The sequence below is a fragment of the Pseudoalteromonas sp. NEC-BIFX-2020_002 genome, assembly GCF_013002825.1.
GTDB lineage: Bacteria > Pseudomonadota > Gammaproteobacteria > Enterobacterales > Alteromonadaceae > Pseudoalteromonas > Pseudoalteromonas neustonica.
The window spans coordinates 320,501-343,774 of the sequence record NZ_JABEPJ010000002.1; the positions used below are offsets into that span (position 1 = coordinate 320,501).

At 40.3% G+C, this 23,274-nt stretch carries 15 protein-coding genes; 6 read left to right on the plus strand and 9 right to left on the minus strand.

Annotation, left to right across the window (positions count from 1 at the left end; genetic code table 11):
• Nucleotides 1-125: 125 nt before the first annotated feature.
• The gene (locus HJP15_RS03685) at nt 126-1,850 is read right to left on the minus strand and encodes a sodium:solute symporter family protein (RefSeq protein ID WP_054204263.1); all 1,725 of its coding nucleotides are present in this window, start codon (nt 1,848-1,850) and stop codon (nt 126-128) included.
• Between the two features lie 10 nt (nt 1,851-1,860).
• Entirely contained in the window at nt 1,861-2,124 is a 264-nt protein-coding gene (locus tag HJP15_RS03690; RefSeq protein WP_004586074.1) for a DUF4212 domain-containing protein, read from the minus strand.
• A 389-nt stretch (nt 2,125-2,513) separates the two neighbouring features.
• Here HJP15_RS03690 and HJP15_RS03695 point away from each other — a divergent pair, with 389 nt between their 5' ends.
• Both HJP15_RS03695 and HJP15_RS03700 read left to right on the plus strand, forming a co-directional pair.
• Nucleotides 2,514-5,954, plus strand: coding sequence for a PAS domain-containing hybrid sensor histidine kinase/response regulator (locus tag HJP15_RS03695; protein WP_170173091.1), 3,441 nt, complete (start codon nt 2,514-2,516; stop codon nt 5,952-5,954).
• A 163-nt stretch (nt 5,955-6,117) separates the two neighbouring features.
• Nucleotides 6,118-6,495, plus strand: a complete 378-nt coding sequence (locus HJP15_RS03700; protein WP_054204265.1) for a hypothetical protein — start codon at nt 6,118-6,120, stop codon at nt 6,493-6,495.
• A gap of 92 nt (nt 6,496-6,587) precedes the next feature.
• Here the strand turns inward: HJP15_RS03700 and HJP15_RS03705 are convergent, their stop codons facing one another.
• Nucleotides 6,588-7,190, minus strand: coding sequence for an alpha-ketoglutarate-dependent dioxygenase AlkB (locus HJP15_RS03705; protein WP_054454910.1), 603 nt, complete (start codon nt 7,188-7,190; stop codon nt 6,588-6,590).
• Nucleotides 7,191-7,435: 245 nt separating this feature from the next.
• Here HJP15_RS03705 and HJP15_RS03710 point away from each other — a divergent pair, with 245 nt between their 5' ends.
• Nucleotides 7,436-8,209: a hypothetical protein gene (locus tag HJP15_RS03710; RefSeq protein WP_170173092.1), complete on the plus strand. Its 774-nt coding sequence runs from the start codon at nt 7,436-7,438 to the stop codon at nt 8,207-8,209.
• Nucleotides 8,210-8,407: 198 nt separating this feature from the next.
• Here the strand turns inward: HJP15_RS03710 and HJP15_RS03715 are convergent, their stop codons facing one another.
• The 4 genes from HJP15_RS03715 to HJP15_RS03730 form a co-directional block, all read right to left on the minus strand.
• Nucleotides 8,408-11,140 (minus strand): DUF2339 domain-containing protein, encoded by a 2,733-nt coding sequence (locus tag HJP15_RS03715; RefSeq protein WP_170173093.1) that lies wholly within the window; start codon nt 11,138-11,140, stop codon nt 8,408-8,410.
• A 110-nt stretch (nt 11,141-11,250) separates the two neighbouring features.
• Complete coding sequence (locus tag HJP15_RS03720) at nt 11,251-12,615, minus strand: hypothetical protein (protein WP_054204269.1); 1,365 nt, start codon at nt 12,613-12,615, stop codon at nt 11,251-11,253.
• 164 nt (nt 12,616-12,779) lie between these two features.
• Nucleotides 12,780-14,087, minus strand: coding sequence for a metallophosphoesterase (locus HJP15_RS03725; protein ID WP_170173094.1), 1,308 nt, complete (start codon nt 14,085-14,087; stop codon nt 12,780-12,782).
• Between the two features lie 47 nt (nt 14,088-14,134).
• Entirely contained in the window at nt 14,135-16,921 is a 2,787-nt protein-coding gene (locus HJP15_RS03730; RefSeq protein ID WP_170173095.1) for a TonB-dependent receptor, read from the minus strand.
• 325 nt (nt 16,922-17,246) lie between these two features.
• Between HJP15_RS03730 and HJP15_RS03735 the strand changes: the two genes are divergently transcribed.
• From HJP15_RS03735 to purU, 3 genes are all read left to right on the plus strand, one after another.
• Nucleotides 17,247-18,167 carry a GGDEF domain-containing protein gene (locus tag HJP15_RS03735; protein ID WP_054204272.1) on the plus strand — a complete coding sequence of 307 codons (921 nt, stop codon included), beginning with the start codon at nt 17,247-17,249 and terminating at the stop codon, nt 18,165-18,167.
• Nucleotides 18,164-19,183, plus strand: coding sequence for a helix-turn-helix domain-containing protein (locus HJP15_RS22275; RefSeq protein WP_054204273.1), 1,020 nt, complete (start codon nt 18,164-18,166; stop codon nt 19,181-19,183). The genes HJP15_RS03735 and HJP15_RS22275 overlap by 4 nt, the downstream gene beginning before the upstream one ends.
• 469 nt (nt 19,184-19,652) lie before the next feature.
• Nucleotides 19,653-20,483 carry a formyltetrahydrofolate deformylase gene (gene purU, locus HJP15_RS03745; protein WP_170173096.1) on the plus strand — a complete coding sequence of 277 codons (831 nt, stop codon included), beginning with the start codon at nt 19,653-19,655 and terminating at the stop codon, nt 20,481-20,483.
• 81 nt (nt 20,484-20,564) lie between these two features.
• Here purU and HJP15_RS03750 read toward each other — a convergent pair whose 3' ends face one another.
• Both HJP15_RS03750 and acs read right to left on the minus strand, forming a co-directional pair.
• The gene (locus tag HJP15_RS03750; RefSeq protein WP_054204275.1) at nt 20,565-21,218 is read right to left on the minus strand and encodes a response regulator transcription factor; all 654 of its coding nucleotides are present in this window, start codon (nt 21,216-21,218) and stop codon (nt 20,565-20,567) included.
• Nucleotides 21,219-21,315: 97 nt separating this feature from the next.
• Nucleotides 21,316-23,256 carry an acetate--CoA ligase gene (gene acs / locus HJP15_RS03755; protein WP_054204276.1) on the minus strand — a complete coding sequence of 647 codons (1,941 nt, stop codon included), beginning with the start codon at nt 23,254-23,256 and terminating at the stop codon, nt 21,316-21,318.
• Nucleotides 23,257-23,274: the final 18 nt, after the last annotated feature.

Genomic DNA, 23,274 nt, shown 5'->3' on the forward strand with positions numbered 1-23,274 from the left:
GAAATGTAAATATGATATTAACAGGTACACGTATATTGTAAACACATGCATTCCCTTTAATATAAAAAGCCCGATTTAAGTCGGGCTTTTGGGTATATCAATATACTCATTAATAAAGTAAATTATTAGTGATCGTGTGCTTCACTAGAGCCTTTCGGGTTACGAATACTTTCAACCATTTCTTGAATTTCAAGCGGCGTCTGTGCTGTAAATTTAAGAACGATTGCAGCAACTGCGAAGTTAATGATCATACCGACTAAACCAATACCTTCCGGTGAAATACCTAAGAACCAATGCTCTGGGCTATTAAGCTCTGGGCTGATGAACTTAAAGAAGATTATATAAGCAGCGGTAAAGGTAATACCTGTGATCATGCCTAATACAGCGCCTTCTTTATTCATCTTCTTAGAGAAAATACCCATGATGATTGCCGGGAAGAAACTTGCTGCAGCTAAGCCGAATGCAAATGCGACCACCGACGCCACAAATCCAGGCGGATTAATACCAAAGTAAGCGGATATTACAATCGCGATCATAGCCGCCAACCTCGCTGCGAGTAACTCTTGTTTATCGCTGATGTCTGGTTTTAAAGTTCGCTTGAGCAAATCATGCGATACGGAGGTCGAAATAACCAATAGTAAGCCTGCTGTTGTCGATAATGCAGCAGCAATACCACCGGCAGCCACTAACGCAACAACCCATGCTGGTAAATTAGCAATTTCAGGGTTAGCAAGTACCATGATGTCGCGGTCAACATTAACTTCGTTAGCGCTGTTTGGATCATCAATTTTACCAGCTGTGTAGAACATTTTGCCATCACCATTTTTATCGTTAAAGGTAATTAGGCCTGTTCTTTCCCAGTTTTTGATCCACGCCGGTGCTTCTGCGTATTCAGTACCGCCACCGTCTTTACCGTTAATCGTATCAACCATATTAACGCGGGCAAATGCTGCAACCGCTGGCGCTGTTGTATAAACAATTGCAATGAATACTAAAGTCCATGCTGCAGAGATACGCGTATCTTTAACACGAGGCACAGTGAAAAAACGTACAATGACATGTGGAAGACCCGCAGTACCCACCATTAAGGCACCTGTGATAGCAAATACATCAATCATGCTCTTAGAGCCTTCAGTATACTGTGCAAAACCTAACTCAGCACTTAAGCCGTCAAGTTTATCAAGTACGTAAACACCATCACTACCAATTAGCGTTGCACCAAACCCTGTTTGTGGGAAGAAGTGACCTGTCATCATCATAGAGATAAAGATGGCTGGTACTAAGTAAGCAAATACCAATACACAATACTGTGCTACTTGCGTATACGTAATGCCTTTCATGCCGCCAAGTACAGCATAGAAGAATACGATAACCATACCAATGTATACGCCCGTTTCAATTTCAACTTCTAAGAAGCGAGAGAACACCACGCCTACACCGCGCATTTGGCCTGCTATATAGGTAAAACAAATAAAGATGGCACACAAAATAGCCACTAAGCGCGCTGTGCGTGAGTAGTAACGGTCACCGATAAAGTCTGGCACAGTAAATTTGCCGAATTTACGTAAATAAGGTGCTAAACACATGGCAAGTAGTACATAACCACCCGTCCAACCCATTAAGTAAACGCCGCCATCGTAACCGGCGAAAGAAATAATACCGGCCATTGAGATAAATGACGCAGCACTCATCCAATCCGCCGCTGTTGCCATACCATTAGCAAGTGGTGGTACGCCGCCGCCTGCTACATAAAATTCTTTTGTTGACCCTGCGCGGGCCCAAATTGCAATGCCGATATAAAGCGCGAAGCTTAAACCGACAATTATAAACGTGAGTGTTTGAACATCCATTACTTAGCTCCTATTCGTCTACGCCATATTTTTTATCTAACGTATTCATTTTGAAAACGTACACAAAAATCAAAGCCACAAAGGTGTAAATCGCGCCTTGCTGGGAGAACCAGAAGCCTAATTTAAACCCAAAAAAGCGTACTTCATTAAGTACATCAACCAGTAATATGCCAAACCCGAATGACACGACAAACCAAACCGCTAATAATTTAAACAGCAGTGAAATGTTTTCCGCCCAGTAAGCTTTTGCTTGTTCTTCATCTTTAAAAGCCATTTTTATTTCCTCTTTAACATCTGTAAAAAGTGATGTGTGTATTTTGTTTTCTTCGCTAACCAATTTAGCAACGCAGCCTTAACATTGAATTGAGACCATAGTCGTAACAATAAGTTAACGTTTACGTAAACTGTAAATACCCAATTGTTAAAAATAAGTAAAAGCGCTTTTTTATCAAAGCATTAACTATTTTATGGAATGATTTTAATTATTCACAAGCGCTATATGGCAGATCTGCGACATTAGTCTAATGTAATTACAAGTATTGAAATTAACTATAAATATCAACACCTTAAATAAATCACTTTTTAAAGCGTGGAATTGACAGCTCAAAACTTCAAAAACTTCTGGTATGGTGTGCAGTAACATAATAAAAATTGAATAAAAACATGACTGCTGCACTTATTTTTGTTGCTTTGGCATACATTGGCGTGTTGTTTTGGCTGGCTAACTGGGGTGATAAAACCACGCCGCTTGCAAAACGTATTAGCCACCATCCCTTTGTTTACTCGTTTTCATTGGGTATTTATTGTACCTCGTGGACGTATTACGGCTCAGTGGGCACTGCTGCAACAAGCAGTTGGAGTTACTTACCTATTTTACTTGGCCCCGCGTTGCTGTTCTTTTTTGGGCAAGGGTTTTTACGTAAATTGGTACTGGTGAGTAAAAAGCAAAATATTACCACCATCGCTGATTTTATCTCAGCCCGTTACGGTAAACGCCAAACCACGGCTATTATGGTCACTGTAATTGCCTTATTGGCCACTATTCCATATATCGCTTTGCAGCTTAAAGCCCTAAGTAACAGCTTTTTACTACTGCAAAGCGACAATAAAATATCAGGTTCGATGGTGGCACTGTCGGCCACTTTGATCATGGCCATGTTCGCGATCTTTTTTGGCACTCGTAAAGTTGATGTAACCGAATATCGCTCAGGGTTAATGTTAGCTGTAGCCTTTGAATCATTGATAAAACTACTCGCATTAGTAGCTGTGGCAGGTTTAGCACTTTACACCTTGTATAATTTGCCCACAGGCAGACAAGCGCAACTGCAAGAATCGATTTGGCAGCACTGGAACAACTTTAACTTTTTTAGTTTTAACTTTATTGGCCAATCGCTCATGGCAGCTGCTGCAATTATATGCCTGCCACGACAATTTCACGTTACCGTGGTTGATAACCAAGACAAACGCCATTTATTTACCGCCCGCTGGGCATTTCCACTGTATTTATTGCTCACCGCAGCAATGATTTTACCTATTGCCACCGCTGCAATTCACCCTGGTATTGGTAATGGCTTTTCACCCGATAGCTTTGTACTAGCCCTGCCATTGATGCACAACAATGTACTGCTCACAACGTTTGTATTTATTGGAGGGATCTCCGCCGCGACAGCCATGATAGTGGTTGCCACATTAACGCTAAGCACCATGATCTCTAATGACGTCGTATTGCCGCTAATGCTACGTCGTAAATTTAAACGCAACCTAATTACCAGCAGCTATAAGCCACAAATACTGCTCGTACGGCGCTTTACTATTGCCGGTATTTTGATCTTATCGTACTTTTATCAGCAATGGTTTGGCCACGGCAAAGCACTTGCCAGCATGGGGTTAGTCGCCTTTTCATTAGTAACCCAATTACTGCCCGCTATTGTTGGCGGTTTATATTGGCGCAAAGGCCATGCTTATGGCGTATATGCAGGATTGCTTGCAGGCTTTATTTGCTGGATACTTTTTTTAATGTTACCGATATTAGACGCTGGTAATACCTTGGATTCTGAACTACAGCAAACCCTGATCACCCGTGGCACTCTAATCGCTTTATTTGCCAACATAGGTTGCTATATTAGCTTTTCATTAGGTGCTGATGAGCGCTTAATTGACAAAATTCAAGCGGCTGCTTTTGTTAACCCCAAAGAGCAAGCGGTGCTTGCAAGGCGCTTAAACAAAAACGTAAAAGCCACCGTATACGATTTTAAAATACTGCTACAAACATTTTTAGGTATTCAACGCAGTCAACAAGTATTGGCTCAGTTTTCACTTAATCACCAGCTTGGCGAAAATAATACTCACCCCACCTCTGAGTTTATAGCTTACTGCGAACGCGCCCTCACGGGTGTATTAGGTGCATCTTCTGCGCAAGCATTGATCCATACTGTTGCATCAGGTAAACGCATGGCGTTTGAAGAAGTCGTTAACTTTTTTGATGAAACCACACAAGCACTGCAATTTAATCAAAACTTACTGTTTACCTCGCTTGAAAACCTTAGCCATGGTATTTCAGTTGTTGATAAAGAACTTAATTTAGTGGCATGGAACAAACGCTACGCAGAAATGTTTGACTACCCCGATGGTTTTTTAGAGGTAGGCCAACCAATTGAAGATATTATTCGCTATAACGCGCAACGCGGTGAATGTGGTCCCGGCGAAATTGACCGCCAAGTTGATAAACGCGTGCAGCATTTAAAAAATGGCAGCTCACATCACTTTATTCGCCACCGTCGCAATGGCCAAGTGTTTGAGATGATTGGCAACCCACTGCCCGATGGCGGCTTTGTTACTAGCTTTTCAGATATCACTACCCACATTGCCACTCAAAATGCGCTCGAAGAAGTCAATATGGACTTAGAGAACCGCATTGAAGCGCGCACACAAGAAATTCGCACCATCAACAAAGATCTAGAAGCACAAATAGAAAGCCGTGTACAAACAGAGCAAGCACTCACTTTAGCAAAGCGTGAAGCAGAGCAAGCTAATGACAGTAAAACCCGTTTTTTAGCCTTAGCAAGTCACGATATTTTACAGCCACTCAATGCCGCCCGACTCTACCTTGCCGCAATTGATGAAAAATCACTTGCTGATAGCAATATCAACAACTTTGAAAAACTTGGCGCTAGCTTAGATTCAACTGTGCATTTAATGTCAGCTTTACTTGAAATTGCTAAACTAGAGCAAGGCGCCATGACCCCCACACCACGTCATTTTAGTATTGATGATATTTTAGCGCCGCTGCATAATGAATACGCAATATTAGCAAGTGAAAAAGGCCTACAACTCCATGTACGTTCAGGCCAGTTAATTGTGCATAGTGATATCACCTATCTGCGCCGAATTATTCAAAATTTAGTATCTAACGCAGTTAAATATACCGAAAAAGGTAAAGTATTAGTGGCGTGCCGTAAACGAAAACACCATTTACGCATCGAAGTATGGGACACGGGTCCCGGCATTAGTAAAGTAGAACAAGCTAAGATTTTTAATGACTTTTACCGTATTGAATCAGGTGATAACAAAGGCGTTGGTTTAGGGCTTGGTGTAGTCAAACGCATGGTTGATTTACTTAGCCTGCGCCTTGAAGTGGATTCTAACGTAAATAAAGGCAGCCGCTTTAGCATTGAAGTGCCCTATGGTGATAGCCAATTTGTACAGCAAAAAAACATCACTAATAGCTTGTTTGAAAACCGCTCCGCAATGAACATTATTGCCGTTGATGACGATCCTGAAAACTTAACTGCAATGGCCAGTTTATTGCAAAAGTGGCAGGCAAATTATCAGTTATTTGAGCAAGTAGAAACCGTGCTGGAGTATGCCAAACAGCATAGTGCACCCGATGTCATTCTAATGGATTATCAACTCGGTCATGACTGCGATGGCATTACATTAATCAAAACCTTACGGGAGATTTGGCAAAGCCCCGTACCTGCAATTTTAATAACCGCAGTACGCGACGACGAGCTAAAACAAGCAACTAAAGCTGCAAACATCCATTACTTATCTAAACCAATCAAGCCAGGGAAGTTAAAAGCACTGCTTAACCACAGTGCTTGATGTAAAAGGTTTTAGGAAAAAGATCAGGCTCTGCCTGATTTTTGTCCTTGCGATTTATCATTGTTTGTCATTTAATTGATTGTCTATTATTTGGCTGTACATTATTTGAGCCACACTCATAAGCTAGCGCTATTTTAACTTTGTTATATTACAAGGAGTTTGTATGAATACTTGGGTTTTCATTGCAGGGATAATCGGTTTATTTACATCTTGCGTGCATATTTTTGCTGGACAAGTGGATCCTATTAGACCTTTTCTTAAATCAGATCTTCCCGACATACCTAAAGCAACATTACTGGCCTGTTGGCATATGGTATCTGCCACTCTTGTTATTTGTGGGCTTGTATTAACTTTTGTTGGTTGGTTTAACTTGAACTCATTTCAAAATGTAGTTATCGGAATATCTGTAACATTTATCATTTTTTCATTTGTGTTTTTTACTGTCGGTTGGTACTTTTTCAAACTTAATACGTTTATAAAATTACCTCAGTGGTTACTACTTTTACCTATTGGCGTTTTGGGTATAGTTGGCGCCATCTAAACATATAAATCAGGATAGCTTGCATCAGTCTTCCTAAACCCTATTGTTTAATACCCTAGAGCGATCACGTTTTTAATAAGAATTTGTATAAATTAAACGCTCACTTCATTGGGCCAAGCAAATTGCCGAAATGAGATATTAAACCTTGGACCGATTGCTTTTGGCGTGCTTGCCAAGGCGTGTTGATACATATCTTGAAAATCTTCCCCCATTATTAATAGCGAGCCATCTTCGAGCGTGACACAGTGCTGCTCTTCGTCATTATTTTGGCTTCGAATTAAAAATTCACGCTCAGCTCCTAAACTTATTGAAGCAATAATATCTGTGGGGCCAAAAGCAGGTAAATCACTGTGAAAGCTCAAACTCTCTTTTCCATCAGGATAATAAAGGCACACAGCAACACTAAACTCGACACCCGTAAGCTCAGCAATTTGCTGTTGCAATCGACTTAGAAGGGGAAACCAAGCAGCATGACGCCCATGGTGTGAAGAAAAAAGCCCAGATTTTTCTAATTTTGGCTCTAAAAAAATCATTCGCCAAGGAAAAATATTTACTTCGCTACCATCTGGCATTTCAATGAATTCTGGCTCATTCAGATCAAAGCGTACGCTTAACCAGTCAAATATTGCACGACTTTGCGAACGAGGCATAAACTGTGAATAGTAATGTGCATCGCAATTTAATGGGAGTTTCACTCACGTACCCTTAACGGTGATTTTAAATCCTTTTTAGAGCTTAGCAGTTTGTAGCGATAAGTAATATCAACGGTTATTACTTCAGTTAAATATGAGTAATACTGATTATTTTAAGTGCAACACTATAAGAAAGTCATAGTCTCAGGTAGAGTAGCCCAGCCTTTACAATAGAACTTAAGGCACTCTTAATTATCGAACACTGACACCTCTAATTCGCTAAGCAAAACATATGAGAAGCTCTATTAATGCCAAGTAATCTATTAAATCGGCCAATTATTATGGTTCAACTACAACAATTAAGAATATTAATTGCTGCTTTACTGGCTATACCGTTATTTCTTTGGATGGATAGCCCTGCTGGCGATGTAACGTTTGGTAATGGTCAATTAACAGCAAACATAGCCGTATTCACTATTTTTATGGTGGGGGTTTTGCATTGTAATAGCCGAACTCGTACTGCCATGTTAATTGGAATTTTAGTTGGGTTTTTAGGGGAGTGCTTATTTTCGTTAGTTTTAAATATGTATCACTATCGGTTTGATAATATACCACTGTGGGTCGCATTTGGTCATGGGATGATATTTGGTCTTGTGTATCGCGCTTCTAGAAAACCGTTAATATTAAGAAATACGAAAAAACTAAAAATCATTTTGTTAATTGGCATCATACTATTCTCTACTTTTTGGTTTTTTGCTGAGAATGATGCATTTGGATTTATATGCACTTTGGTATTTTTAGCCTTTTTAATAGTGGCTAAAAAATCACAACTGTTTTTCTTACTGATGTTTTATGTGGTGCTGTATATAGAGTTAGTCGGTACATATACGGGTACTTGGTGGTGGCCTAATAACCTATCAAGTATTGCAAGCTTACCTAGTAGCGGTAACCCACCAACGGGGATTGCTGTATTCTATTTTTTATTCGATTTTGCTGTGTTTTATATTTATTTACACGCTATAAATCGAGTCACTCTGAAAAGATATAGGCGTTTTGAACAGCGATTAAAAGCAAACCCTTAAAACGAGTTCTATTGTTGAAACTTATCGCTCAGTAATGATGCTGAGCGATAATCCGTCATGTATACCCAAGCCAGTTCAAGATGCTATTTCAGTTGACGTTAAAAGCTATTTAGGCAAGGCATTATTGTAAAGTAACGCCTTGATATTAACCCCCTGTGAAACGCTGAAGTCTCTATGTTGTGGTAGCAGAAGTACATGCTAATGTACTTCTGCTTTACTTCTGAGCTTTTGAAACAGCCAGCTCAACGCCACCAGAGACAGCCCTAAACCAATAAATGAAATTGCTTTTAGTAAACCCGTTAGGTTTGCCATATCAATTAAGAATACTTTAACAATGACTGCACCTAGAATACCCAATCCCAGTTTTTGCAGTAACAATTGGTGTTTTAAATGACCACTAATAACGACTAGCGCGCCAAGGGCTAACCAAATCACAGAATAGCTGTATAGCTCGGCATCACTAGCACCTTTTCCTAGGTGAATAAACGCACCTTGCCAATACTGACGAATAAGCGCATTAATTGCTAAAAACGCGAGTAGCCCCGATACACCTACGACTATAGCACTGAGTGTTGTATTAAGTGGTTTAACTAATTTAGCCAGCCAAAGTGCAAGTAAGCCTGGTACAAACCAAGTTAATAACACCCAGTTAAACACTGGGGTTTCGCCAATATATAGGCGCTCAAATAAAGGGTTGTTATCAAGTGATGTATTTAATAACAACAAAGCCGCTAATCCCGCAAGCGATAAGCCTGCCACTTTATAAAGCTTCCCTAACTGCCCTGCGCTTTGTGAACGATATAAATAAACACAACCTAAAGCGAGCCAATTACAGCTTAGTAATACTTGCTCATAAAAACTTAATGAAGATAACTGTGGGTAGTGGCCAACAAGCTGATAGCTGGTCTCTGTTGTAATAAACAGTGCTAAACAATGCAGTGTTGCGCCTTCGAGCCAGATTTTCATATCGGTTTGTTGCCACTGTTTTGCCGCAAACCAAAATAGCCCAACGCATAACGGATAAACCACCGCGCTCCAATGTAACGATAACAAGGTTAAGTCAGAGTAACTTGCAATCCATGGTGCAAAGGTTAAACGGGCAAGCAACACAGCCACCAGCGCTTTAATTGGCCAATGCGGCATTGGCACATTATGGCGTTTTACTAAATAACTAATAACGAGCACTTGAATGGCTAGAGCAAGTGTTAATCCACTATCAGCTAATAGCATGGTTAAACACAGTGTTATATTGGCATTCGCGCCAATCCAATAGCTAAATTGTTGCCATTGAGTACTGGCGGCTTGTGAGCGCTTAATTAGCACGCCACTGGTCAGTAATAAAATAACTGTCCACACTGGGTATGCAACATTTAAATCCTGCTCAGGGGTAATCGTGTAAAGAGTTGCTAACATAACAAACACACCAAACGATGCCAGCAAATGAAAGGTTAGGCGTTTTCTATAACGAGCACCAAAATAAAGCCCATAGCAGCAAAAACCAATGCCCAGTATTAATCCTAAGCCATAAATACCTTTAAATATAAATAAGTGATCATCACCATTAAAGTGCCTCTGTTGGGTGATCACTAAAACCACAGCAACCACTAATGCAAGCCCCTGCCAGAGATCCCATCGGCTATTTTGCAAAACCAAAAACAGTAACATAACAATTGTACACAGCCCTATAATTTGCCACTGCATGCTGGCCAATGACATCACGATTGCAAGCAGTAACGGCACTACAATTGCCAATAATAATGGGTTGTCAGGCAATAACTTAAGTAATCGCTTAAGGCTATGCGGGCGGTATTCGAGTAAGCGTAGCATTAACCCTAAGCGCGCCATCGCAATCAGGCCAATAATAGATAACAACGCAAACCCACCTACAAGGTAATATTGCTGAGTATTCATTATGCTCAATGCGACCCAATACCAACCAATGTGGCATGTCCAAAGTAAATACCACAACCAATTGCGTTTTACTTTTTGCGCAACCAGTACCGCCGATAAAGTAACAAAACCAATATACATAAGCAGTGCTATAAGGTTGCCACTGCCTGTATTAACCCATATTGGTACACTGTAAGCGCCAACAATGCCAAGCACGGCTAATAACGGCCCTAAACGCAACGCCATTACACTTGCCGCTAATGCTATAACTGCTAACATAACAAAGGCTGCAGTAGGGCTTAACATTGCGTAACTTGAATACGCAAGTAGAGTTAACGCAAAGCAGCTAATAAAACCGCCTCCCGCTAGCGCCGCAGGCACGTAGTTATTAAACCCTTCAAAGACAATGCCTTTCCTATGTAAATATTCAGCAAGGCCAATGAGTGTCACGCCAAATAAAGCGCCAAATGTAATGCGTAATGAAGGCGACAATAAGCCCGCTTCTAAACTGTATTTAGCTAAAAATATTCCACCGAAGGCTAACGCAACCCCCCCTATCCAAGTCATCCAATTTTCTTGTAGCTGAGTTTTAAATTGACTTAAAAAGGTGTTGAAAAAAGACGGTTGTTTTTTAACGCATGAGGGAGACGCTTGTTCATGCGATACTGGCTTGAAGGTATCTGGACTCTGCGGCGGCTCTACTGCAAATGATTGCACTGAGCGAGTTTGATGGGCTGCTGCATCTGTGTTGGTTATATCCGGATTGTCTGTCTCAGGATCATGCGGGTAAATACTGTGTGCATAAGCGCTTTGCATATCCGTGTTTTGCTTATTAAGCTGCGATGAATCCTGCTGTAAACTCTGATCTTTAGAACCTAACGCGCTATCTTTCTGCTGATTTAATACATAAGCCAGTTGCTTTTTTAATACCGTAATTTCATTTTTCAGCCCACCGAGCTGAAAAAAAGCAACTAAGCCTGCTATTGAACCTGCCAATATAATTAGTATCGCTAATACAATTAGCGCTATACCATCGTCCATTTTTCAATCCTTGGATATCTTTAATACCTCCGTTATAACGTAAAGTGTATTTAATATAAACACAAAAATCAGCGCTACTTTTTATAGCGCTGAAATTCATTTGCGTTAAATTATTCGACAGATTGCGTAATAGTGCGCTCTAACGTCATCTTATAGCCCGTACTACTGGCTTCGTCATGCTCAAGTATTAAAATATAGTTACCCTCTTGGCTAAAATCCATATCACCTTGCTGCATCAACACTATTTGCTGCCCGTTATCTTCATACAATACATAGGTGGTGTATGTTTCATTATCAACAACGACGCTTTCTTGGCTGTATTGATCAATACCCGTCACTCTATTTTTTGCATCATCAACCGTTTCGCCGTTTAAGGTAAAGACCACATCGACATCAACAATATTTTGCCCTGCATAACTATCTAATAAGTTAACAACAGTCACTTTATGGCTATAACTGCTTGGCGTTAAATCTTCTTTTAATGTCATCATTCGTGGGCCAAACTCTTTATCGGTATAAAAAAGTCCAACGTTACTTTGCTCACGTTCAAGGGTGAGTAAAAAATTATCAACAATGTTATCACCTGTATCATTCGTCATCGCAATACTGTAGCTATTAGGTGCAAGCTCAAGGTAGTTAGAATAGGTGTCGTTTGCAGTCAACTCAGATGGGTAACTTTGCGCGCCTCTGGTTACAGTAAAGCGAGTTTGGGAATAATCATCTATGGTATTAATAAAACGAACTTGCCCTTGTGCTGCCTGATGCTTTAACTGTGTCACGCTATTACTTGAGGTCACAATATCAAGTGCGATACCGTCATCTTGCGTAGCATAACTTGGGCGTATCATCATTACATAGCTGGCATTGTCGTTTAAATACACCGTAGCTGACTCAAAAATAACATTGGTGTCGCCACTTTGCGTGAGATATAAAGTGTAATAGCCTTCATCAATACTTTTTAAATCTAGCTCATTTAAATAAGTAGGTGACGTTATTAACTCTGCGGTATCAAACAGTCCATCATCATTAGCTAAGTAAACATCAAAGCTGATGTTCTCTCCTGCAATATTATAAAAACCTAAATTTAACTTACCATCATCGCTTGTGGTGGGTACGCTGAGTTCATTAATCGCTGGCTCAGCAAAGTCGCTGTTCATCACTAATAATTGGGTTACGCTATCTTTTACGTCGACGGTTTGCTCTTTGATCGTAATGTAACTGTCGTTTGCATCTAAATACTGTAGGCTAATATCATAACTATTTGTGCTGTAATTATGGCGCGTAGTTACATTGCCAAAGTCTGTACCTGAACGCTCAGCATCATCAATAAATAAGCGTGTGTATGGGCTATTATATGAGCCATTGTAAAGTTGAATGTAACCACTTTTGCTGGTGGATGAATCTCCTCCCGAGCAAGCTGTTAATGTTGTTATTAGCGTTGTTGTTAAAGCAATTTTAAATAGTGGGGTATTCATGGAATCAATTCCTTATTGTTTATAGTCGGCTTTAGACTCCTAATAAAGTTAATAATCTCATGATTTACAAAGCATTACTCCCGCTTACATAGCTTTACATACTTGTTAAAAACTGTGTAAATGTGCAAACAAATCGCACATTTACTCATAGTGATATTGCTTAATTATTGCGTGCGCTTATTAAAACTAAACTGAGCTTCTGACTGTAATTCACCACTTAAATCTCGCGCAGTTGTATAAAAACTCACATCAAGTTGATCGTCTTCATTATCAAGGTTTATGTGACTAAAGCCCCACACAAAACTCTTTGACCACACTAAATCATACTGAGGATACTGACGCGCTTGATACTGCGCAAACGGCGTATGCTTACCACGCATTTTTGAAGCCGCTCCTGAGATGATCAACGGTAACTTACCTTGACTATTGCCTGAGTCGTACTGTGTACAATCATCCGTTAATAACTCTAAATCGTGCTCATGTCCTGCAATATAACCGTCTGCATATTTACATAGTGTAGGCATTAGTAAACGCCTTAATACATGCCCTTCACTGTATTTTGTACCACCTATTGACCATAAAATATGGTGGCCATACACTAACTTCCACTTCGCCGTTGAGTTGGCAATACCTTGCTTTAGCCATGCGAGTTGTTTAAGGTCTTCACCATTTTTTGGGCCTTCATGCTGCTCATGAACTTCAAGCTCGGCGGTGCCATTTGCTATTGCTTGGCCCTCATCGCCTTCACTGCCATCTGAATTCAGTGGTACTTCATAGAATGTCTGCCCTGCTAACAGCATATTGGTATCCAGTACAAAAAACTCTACATCATTACCTGGACCCCCTTTTTTATAACTGTAATAACCTTGCTCTTCCATATAAAAATTGGCCTGTTTTGCCATCCACTGTGTTTGTAAAGCAACACCTTTACGCGAGCTTTTCCAGTCATGATTACCCAATGCTGAATACACAACTAAATTGGGGTCAACATCAAACAACGGTTTAAGTGGTGCATACACTAAATCGTGCAGACGCTTTTGATCGTCTTTACCGTCATCGGCATCGGCGCCATCTGGGTATACGTTATCTCCCAATTGAATAGCAAACTGGCACGCTTTGGTTTTACATAGCTGAGCCATAGCTAAGCCAACCGCTTGTGCCCCACCTTGCTCTGTTGCAATATCAGTTCCGGGATAAACATAAATAGGCGCATGATCAAACTCAGCTCTGGGGCGGTAATCTTCAAGCCAATCGTTAAGCTCAGCTGCAATAAATTGCTGCTTGTTCTTTGGATTTTTAAGGTGCTTTATTTTTGGGTAATCAACATGGTACCCGCCATCACCAAACGCTAAGAATGCAATATCGGCGGTGCCTATATTTCTCTTTTTTGGCTTATCTACATTTTGATATGTGCAACCTGATACGGCTAAGCACACACTTAATACCAACCATACTGTATTTAATTTATTCATAACATTCTCAATAGCGAGCTTGCATAATTGCAAGCTCATCAATATTTTTATAAAGAAGAAAACGTAAAGCCCAACTCAAAGGTGCGCCCGTATGACTCATACTGATAGTTATAACGCTTATCAGAATGATATAAATACAATGGTTCATCAGTTAAGTTTGTCGCGTTAAAGTACACATTAATATTATCGCTAAAGTAATACTTGCTACTTAAATCTAACTGCATATGACTGTCTTCGTATACAGCCATATCTGCATCATCAAATTGAAAGCTCTTACTTTTATAAGATGCACTTAAACGAGTGCTGATTGTATTGTTCTCAAAACCGATGAGCACATTTGCGACGGTATCAGCTTGGTTAGGTAGTTTGTCATCAGCATTAATAAATGTGCCGTTGGCCCCTAATAAAAAGCCTGATTTAAAGGTTTTATTCCAGTTTAGTTCAACCCCAGTTAACGAGGCTTTGCCACCATTGACCATTTGGACTACTTCATCAAAACCATCCCAGCCGACATTTCCTTGTACTTCTTGTTGCACAATAAAGTTATCAATATCTTTATAAAACACCCCAGCAGATAGCACGCCAATCGTGCCCGGATAGTATTCTATTGATGCATCTAAATTCATTGATTCGTATGGGTTTAAATCGGGGTTCCCAACTTGTGCTTTACGTTGCGTTTCAATAACGCCATCGTCTTCGGTGGTTTCGCTCTCGATAAGTTGATAAGCAGCGGAGTCGCTAAATGTAGGCCGTGCAATGGTATTGGTATAGGCAAACCGAGTAACCAATTTATCATTAATGTTGTAACGTAAATTTAAGCTTGGTAAAAAATAATCATAATCTTTGCTAACCTGCCACGGTGTTGTGGTGACGCTTTCCGTGTCATTAATTTCATCGGTAATTAACTCCACTTGATTACCTTGAGTATCAAAATCAGTTGCTTCATAGCGTACACCAGCCACTATATGTAACTTATCTATATCTATGCTAATCATTGCATAGGCGGCTGTAATATCTTCATTACTTATATAGCTCTCACCATCAGATTCAACTCGAGATTCATTGCTGTTAAAATCAAACGTCGCTTTATTTGTACTAACAAACTGAGCTATCGCATGTCGACTTAACCCTGGGCCAAACTTACCTAAGTCATAGTCTGGCGCTAAAGTTGCAAAATCATTGCCCATCGCATCTAAAAAATCGCCATCGTAAATCGCTACATTTACATCGTTACGTTTTTCACGGCGCTGCTGTTTAAAGCCAAACTTAAACTCGCCATTGTTATTTTTCCAAACAAAATCACGCGTAAAATCAAGCTTAAAGCTCAGTTCTTCATCGTCGCTAGTATTATTAATAACCTCAACTTTGTCCATTTCAAACAGCGCTAAATCATGCGCATTAGCTGATTGAGTTAGCATTGGCGTATCAGTACGCGCGGTGTAACCCATATCAATATTTTCTGCTGCAAAGGTAACATCAAGACGGTTTGGTTCTTTTTCTTGAGATTTTGAATAACCTACATTGTATTCAACAAACCAATTATTTAGCTGGTTTTCACCCCCTACCACCATTGATAAAATGCTTTGCTCTTCGTATCTGTCTTTCGTGTCGCGGTCCATTTCTGCGCCAGTAAAACTCCCCGTGGTATCGCTACTTTGCAGTAATTTTCCATCACTGAATTTATATTCGTTTCGCTGGCGGTATTCGTCATCTGAAAAATCACTGTACAAAGTACGTAAGTAATATTTATCCGTCGCGCTCGTATGTAAATCAACATTAAGCGCAGCGCCTAAACGCTCTCGAGTTATTTGATAATGGCGCTGCTCAATTTCTTCAGCACCCATAATTGTTAGATCATTTCCTGTTGCTGCGTCTTCAACTTTAAATTCACTCCAGCCGCCATCGGTTTCTATATTTCGTGATCCAAAATCACGTTTAAACCAAGATACCGCTGTCGCTATACCTAAATCAACACCGCCATCAAGCTCATATATATTGGTATAACTACCGGAGAGCTTGGGGCTAGCTTTTGATTCTAACTCGTTATATGACCCATGCGCTGTAAAGCTATAGCTCTGCTTTGCTTTATCAAAAGCACTTAAACTTTTCACTTCAATAGAGCCGCCAATGGCACTGGCGTCCATGTCTGGCGTAACTGTTTTGCTTACTTCTAAACTTTGAATGAGCTCACTTGGGATCACATCCATTGCTACAGAACGCACACCCGCCTCAGGCGAAGGGACATTCAAACCATTCACTGTGACATTATTTAAATTAGGATCAATACCACGGATCCCAACAAAGCGGCCTTCACCTTGATCTCGGGCAATAAAAATACCGGGTAGTCGCTGTAATGACTCTGCTGCATTTTGATCTGGAAATTGGCCAATTGAATCAGCACTCACCACCGACTTTAAATTATTTGCATTTTTTTGACGGTTAATCGCCCCCGCTTGCCCTGCGCTTTGCCCATAAACAATAATGTTATCCATCGCGTCTTGTTGCTCACCGATAACAAACAGCTTTTCAAATACTTTGTTATTAACAACCGTAATAGCCTGCTCAACTCGCTCCGCTCCAATGTAATTTATAACCAAGGTGTAATTACCAGCGGGGAGTTTATTAAATGAAAACGTACCATCGCGGCTACTTACTGTTTTTAGGCTTAGCTCTTTAACAGTAACTTTTGCCCCGCCAAAATAAACACTATGGCTAGCATCCGTTATGCGCCCTTGTACTTTGCCATCAGCTAGTACTGGTGTTGCGTATAAAATGCTACAACATGCAATAGCGATACTCGATTTAATAAATGGTGACGATTTAAAGGGGTTCATAGTTGATCTCTTAATTGCGACTTATAATTTAATGTTGTTAGCGGCCACAACGTGGCCTACCGGCAACACCCTAAAAGTAAAAGATGAACTAAATATGTCAGTGCTAGTTACACTACTTTTAAATGCGATTATTTGATGTATTTAACGCCGTTACTTTTGTTAAATGAGCTAATTTGACCCCCAAACCACGTGGGGTAATCGCAGTAACTGCAATAAAAACCGCATAAACCCACCCTGTCAGTAAAAAATATGTCATCACTGTGAGCTAATATGACCCTAGTGGTATTTAAACTCTGTCGTCCAAACCCAACCTAATGAGCGCATCATGAATTTAACCTTTTTAAAATTACACCGTTCACTGTTATTTATTTTAGCGACCATGTTGATTTGCGTACTGACACTCACCCTCAGTTATGGGCACTACAAAGGGCATAATAATATTGATTGGTTTGATGTTGCTGGTGAAGGGGGAATTACAATCATGACCTTGCTATGGATTTTCTTTATTTTACTCAGTAGACCGAAAGGGCGAGTAACCAACCTATTATTTGCAGGTTTGGCTATTATGAATCTATCAATGACTCTTGATTTTATTGATGAATTTGTCAACTACGATAAAAATCAAGCATGGTTGAGTACCATTGAATCTATTCCTGCGCCATTTGGCATGATTTTAATGAGCATTGCTCTATATCATTGGCATCAAGAACAAATGAGCATAAACCTGCAACTACGAAACCGAGAGCGCTTTTACCGAGAACACCAGCTCAGCGATGCAATCAGTGGTTTAGCCAGCGCCGATTATATGAAAAGTCAAATAAATAGAGAGCTCAATTTACTGCATCATAACGAGCATGGTTTTTCATTATTGATGCTTGATATAGCTCAGTTTGACTGTTTCAACCGTCAATTTGGCGCCAAAGCTGGCGACAAATTACTTCATGAATTTGCCCAAGTATTAACCCTAAATGTACGCAAGAATGATTTAGTTTGTCGTTATGCCAGTGACTGCTTTATTGTATTACTGCCTGACACGCCTTTAAATATGGCAGATGAATTAAGTCGCTCAATTATTAATGCACTAGAGTCATTTTCGTTTCAAGGAAGTACAAAAAAAACCAACATAAAACAAAAAGTGCACCGAAGCTTAATTACAGCGCAACACGATGATTCAACATCTGCCTTACTCAGTAAGCTGCATAAAGGCTTATTAAATAACAAACGCTTATTTGAGCAAACTGCGTGAATTTTAAAAAAGTAATCGACATAGATACACCATGTACTGGATTACAATCTTGGGCGGCTCAATTAGTCGACTTGGCCAAACACCGTGGGATCCATCCAGACAAATTATTAAAAGGGACCAAGCTTTTTTATCAAGATTTTGAGCTAGGTAAAAGTAATGTAAGTGTTGCTCAATTTTATCGTTTACAAGAAAACTGTCAGCAATTAGATTGGCAACACGAGCTTAGTTTTTTACTTGGCCGTAAGCTACTTAACCACAACCCTTTACACAGTGCATTCTCTCAAGCTTCGAGCTTAAAATGCCTACAAAAATTATTACTGCAATTTCCATTGCATGGCTTAAATTTATTTAATGCGCAGCATAGACATCATCACAGACGTCATCACTTCATTATTAACCTCAGCTTTGGTGCTATTAACACCGCCGTAGAACAATTTTGCTGTGAACTATTTGCCAGCTTTATCGCAACAACGTGCAAATCACGCATTGGTAATAACAGTGACTTATGCTTCTCATTCCCTTACCCTGAGCCCAAATATATAGAGCAATACCAAGTTAATTTGCAAGCAAAGTGTAAGTTCTCGCAGCAATTATTTATGATCAGTATAAGTGACGAGCTTTATAACAAATATTTAATTGATAGTTGCCCAAGCTTACTCCAGCAATCATTAGCAAACTTAATGCAGCACACATCACCAGCCACACCTTGGTTGCAATTGGTTCGTAACTATATTTCAGCCCAGCCACAGCAAAACCTCGAGGCCGTAGCGCATTATTTTGCTATGAGTCCCGCAACTTTCAAACGTAAGCTTAAACAACATCATACGCGTTTTATCGCTTTACAAGATTGCATCAAGCGGCAAACCGCAGTGTTTAATATCATAACTCTTGCACAAAGCAATGAAGCGCTCGCCATAGAGCTTAACTTTAATGATCTGACCAACTTTAGGCGCGCATTTAAACGCTGGACAGGCATGACACCAAGTAACTTACGTTGCCAGCTTAAGTCATTGTGAATAATTATAAAAAGCACTTAAGTGAGAACTGCAAAGTAAATCTAACTAGGGCTTGTTGAACTTTGCGGATTAAAATTCGTTCAATTTAGGGGCAATTTAATCGCAGCGTAAGGTTTATAATCTAATTAGTGATGAAAACGATTTAATAAACAATGTCCCTTATATCGTCGTAAATCCATTAAGATCAAACATAGTGAGCCACATCGTCGACTACTCCATTGGGGGTTGTATTTATATAAAGTAGCAGCGAGTTTACCCCGCGTTTTTAAGAGGGTTACCCCGTACCAATCCAAATATTCGCATATTTACGAAACCCCGGTGCATTTAACCCGATATAAAATTGCAGCTACCACGTCAATCCCGCGTACTTATTGTATTTACTCTAAAATTTACAAGCTATAACCCCTTTTGTTTTCGTGATAAATTAACAAATAATAAAACGACTAATCATGGGATTGGAATGAAGGAAATGAACACAATACTTACAACGCAATGTGCGGATGATGTGGGCTTAATTGCCAAAATTACAGGGCTTTGTCACGAGCATAATTTAAATATTACACGTAATAATGAATTTGTAGATAAAGATGCTAAACGATTTTTTATGCGTACGGAGTTAACTGGGCAACCAAATGATGATTTTTTGGCGCAGCTACAAGGGGTGCTTCCTGATGGTGCGCAGCTTGCTCTACATACAAATGAAAAAACCAAAGTTGTTTTACTCGCTACGAAAGAGGCGCATTGCTTAGGTGGCGTTTTACTTAAGCAATTTGAGCAAGCGCTAAATATAGAGGTACTTGCTGTGATTGCAAACTACCCGGATTTAGCACCACTGGCTAAGGGCTTTGATGTCCCTTTTCATGTTGTGTCCCATGAAGGATTAAGCCGCTTAGAGCACGACCAACAAGTGGGTGATCTCATTGCCAGCTATAACCCTGACATTATTGGCCTTGCCAAATATATGCGAATCTTAAGCCCTGAGTTTGTTGGTCGTTTTGACGGTAAAATCATTAATATTCACCATTCATTTTTGCCTGCATTTATTGGTGCAAAACCGTATCATCAAGCATTTGAACGTGGCGTTAAAATTATTGGAGCTACCGCGCATTTTGTTAATAATGAGCTTGATGAAGGGCCAATCATCATGCAAGACGTGACTCATGTAAATCATGCGAATACCGCTGAAATGATGGCTAAAATGGGTAAAGATGTTGAGAAAACCGTGTTTTGTAAGGCACTACAATTAGCGTCTGAGCACAAGCTGTTTATTAATGGTAATCGTACTGTGGTGTTTAGTTAAGCTCTTGGTTTGTGGAAATAGCATGCCAATGAAAATGAAGAGGCTGTTCGCCTCTTTATTTTTGTTATTATTAATGTGTACTTATTGTGCAGGTTCAATCGGTTCTAGTTGTAATTTTGCTGCAATCAATACCGCTTGCGTACGGTTATAAACGCCTAGTTTTCTGAAAATTGCAGTAATGTGGGCTTTTACTGTCGCTTCTGAAATATGAAGTTCGTAGGCAATTTGCTTATTCAGTAAACCTTCGTGTAGATATTGTAATACTTTGTACTGCTGGGGCGTTAACGACGCAACTTGCGCTGCGATCTCTTTATCTTCGCCTTCAACGGTTGCAACTTTGTCTTTTAGTTCGAGCGGTAACCACACGTCACCATCCAAAATTTGGTTAATTGCACTGGCAATATCATCCGATGATGATGATTTAGGAATAAATCCCATTGCACCATAACTCATGACTTTTGAAACAATATGTATATCTTCACTGCCTGATACAACTGCAATTGGTAAGCTTGGGTAGTCTTCACGAATGCGAATTAAGCCGTATAAATCGCCGCTTCCTGGCATATGTAGGTCAAGTAGTAAGATGTCTAAATCTTCTTGTTCGCTAAGTACCTGCAAAGTGCTATCAAAACTATCTGATTCAAAAACGTCTAAATCATCAAACTTTGAACTTAATGCTCCTTTTAGTGCTTCACGAAATAACGGGTGGTCATCCGCTATTAAAAACTGACTCATGGTTCACTCCTAATAAATTCGGCTGCTATCTATCAAGTAGACAACAGCCGATATACTACGTTTAGAATCAACTTCTAATCAAGTTTTTAACGCAAATTTAACGATTTAATCGGTTCTCGATTAATTCATCAACAACGCCCGGATCTGCAAGTGTTGAGGTATCACCAAGTTGTTGATGCTCATTTGCAGCGATCTTACGTAAAATACGACGCATAATCTTGCCTGAGCGTGTTTTAGGTAGACCAGGTGACCATTGAATCATATCTGGCGATGCAATTGGGCTTAGCTCTTTACGCACCCAGTTACGCACCTCTTTGGTCAGTTCATCGCTAACAGTAACGCCTTCGTTTGGCGTAAGATATACATAAATACCTTGGCCTTTAATATCATGCGGGTAACCAACAACAGCAGCCTCTGCGACTGCGGCATGGGCAACTAACGCGCTTTCTATCTCTGCTGTACCTAGGCGATGTCCTGATACATTTAGCACGTCATCAACGCGACCTGTGATCCAGTAGTAACCGTCTTCATCACGACGACAACCGTCACCGGTAAAGTACACACCCGGATACGCTGAGAAATACGTTTGTTCAAAGCGCTCATGGTCGCCATAAACTGTACGAGCCTGTGATGGCCAGCTATCAAGAATAACTAAATTGCCATCAGTAGCGCCCTCAAGTGTATTACCTTCGGCATCAAATAATGCTGGGGCGATACCAAAGAATGGACGCGTTGCAGAACCCGGTTTCATGTCAATCGCACCTGGTAATGGTGTGATCATGATGCCGCCGGTTTCAGTTTGCCACCAAGTGTCAACAATCGGACAATTACTCTTACCAATACTTTCGTAATACCATGTCCATGCTTCTGGGTTAATTGGCTCACCAACAGAACCAAGAATACGTAAAGTATCGCGATTTGATGTGGCTGTAGGTTCATCGCCTTTAGCCATCAATGCACGAATTGCCGTAGGTGCAGTATATAAAATTGTTACACCATGCTTATCAACGACTTCACCCATACGGCCAGCTGTTGGGTAAGTAGGCACACCTTCAAACAATACTTGCGTACAACCGTTTACTAATGGCCCGTAAGCAATATAGCTATGGCCGGTGATCCAGCCTACATCAGCGCTACACCAAAAAACATCATCTTCTTTTAAATCAAATACGTATTCGTGGGTCATCGATGAATAAACTAAGTAACCACCGGTGGTATGAACCACGCCTTTTGGTTGCCCTGTAGAACCCGACGTGTAAAGAATAAAGAGCGGGTCTTCTGCGTTCATAGGCTCTGGCGCGCACACTGCAGGTACATCAGCAACTAAGTCATGCCACCAAACATCATGTTCATTCCACTGCACTTCCCCACCAGTAAGCTGATGCACGACGACGTGCTCGATTGTCGTCACTGATGGTTGTGAAACGGCTTCATCTACGTTTGCTTTAAGCGGTACGGTGTTACCTGCTCGGCGGCCTTCATCAGATGTAATAACTATTTTAGCGCCAGAATCTTTAATGCGATCAGCGATGGCTGAAGGTGAAAAGCCACCAAATACCACTGAATGAATTGCACCTAAGCGCGCACATGCTTGCATTGCGTAAACCGCTTGCGGTGACATTGGCATATATATAGCGATTCGATCGCCTTTTTGTACACCTAATTTTTTTAAGCCATTGGCAAACTTAGCAACTTCATCATGCAGTTGCTGATAAGAAATATGTTCGCTTTGTGAAGGGTCATCACCTTCCCAAATGAGTGCTGTTTTATCTGCTTTAGTCGCCAAATGGCGATCTATACAATTATATGACGCATTTAGTTCGCCATCTTCATACCATTTAATACTGATATGGCCTTTATCAAAAGAAGTATTTTTTACTTTAGTGAAAGGTGTAGACCAATCAAGGCGTTTGCCGTGTTCACCCCAGAAGCTTTCTGGGTCATCAATAGATTGCTTGTAAAGTGTATTATATTTATCGTTATCAACTAATGCTGCATTCTTGATATGTGCAGGAACTGGATAGATACTTTGTGACATAGTCGTCTCCATTTTTAA

What these genes read in the sequence shown, in the direction of transcription:
- HJP15_RS03710 (WP_170173092.1), top strand. Translation starts at nt 7,436, where the DNA reads ATGCCAAGTAATCTATTAAATCGGCCAATTATTATGGTTCAACTACAA.
- HJP15_RS03700 (WP_054204265.1), top strand. Translation starts at nt 6,118, where the DNA reads ATGAATACTTGGGTTTTCATTGCAGGGATAATCGGTTTATTTACATCT.
- HJP15_RS03725 (WP_170173094.1), bottom strand. Translation starts at nt 14,087, where the DNA reads ATGAATAAATTAAATACAGTATGGTTGGTATTAAGTGTGTGCTTAGCC.
- HJP15_RS03735 (WP_054204272.1), top strand. Translation starts at nt 17,247, where the DNA reads ATGAATTTAACCTTTTTAAAATTACACCGTTCACTGTTATTTATTTTA.
- HJP15_RS03685 (WP_054204263.1), bottom strand. Translation starts at nt 1,850, where the DNA reads ATGGATGTTCAAACACTCACGTTTATAATTGTCGGTTTAAGCTTCGCG.
- HJP15_RS03720 (WP_054204269.1), bottom strand. Translation starts at nt 12,615, where the DNA reads ATGAATACCCCACTATTTAAAATTGCTTTAACAACAACGCTAATAACA.
- HJP15_RS03730 (WP_170173095.1), bottom strand. Translation starts at nt 16,921, where the DNA reads ATGAACCCCTTTAAATCGTCACCATTTATTAAATCGAGTATCGCTATT.
- HJP15_RS03750 (WP_054204275.1), bottom strand. Translation starts at nt 21,218, where the DNA reads ATGAGTCAGTTTTTAATAGCGGATGACCACCCGTTATTTCGTGAAGCA.
- HJP15_RS03715 (WP_170173093.1), bottom strand. Translation starts at nt 11,140, where the DNA reads ATGGACGATGGTATAGCGCTAATTGTATTAGCGATACTAATTATATTG.
- HJP15_RS03695 (WP_170173091.1), top strand. Translation starts at nt 2,514, where the DNA reads ATGACTGCTGCACTTATTTTTGTTGCTTTGGCATACATTGGCGTGTTG.
- HJP15_RS03690 (WP_004586074.1), bottom strand. Translation starts at nt 2,124, where the DNA reads ATGGCTTTTAAAGATGAAGAACAAGCAAAAGCTTACTGGGCGGAAAAC.
- acs (WP_054204276.1), bottom strand. Translation starts at nt 23,256, where the DNA reads ATGTCACAAAGTATCTATCCAGTTCCTGCACATATCAAGAATGCAGCA.
- purU (WP_170173096.1), top strand. Translation starts at nt 19,653, where the DNA reads ATGAACACAATACTTACAACGCAATGTGCGGATGATGTGGGCTTAATT.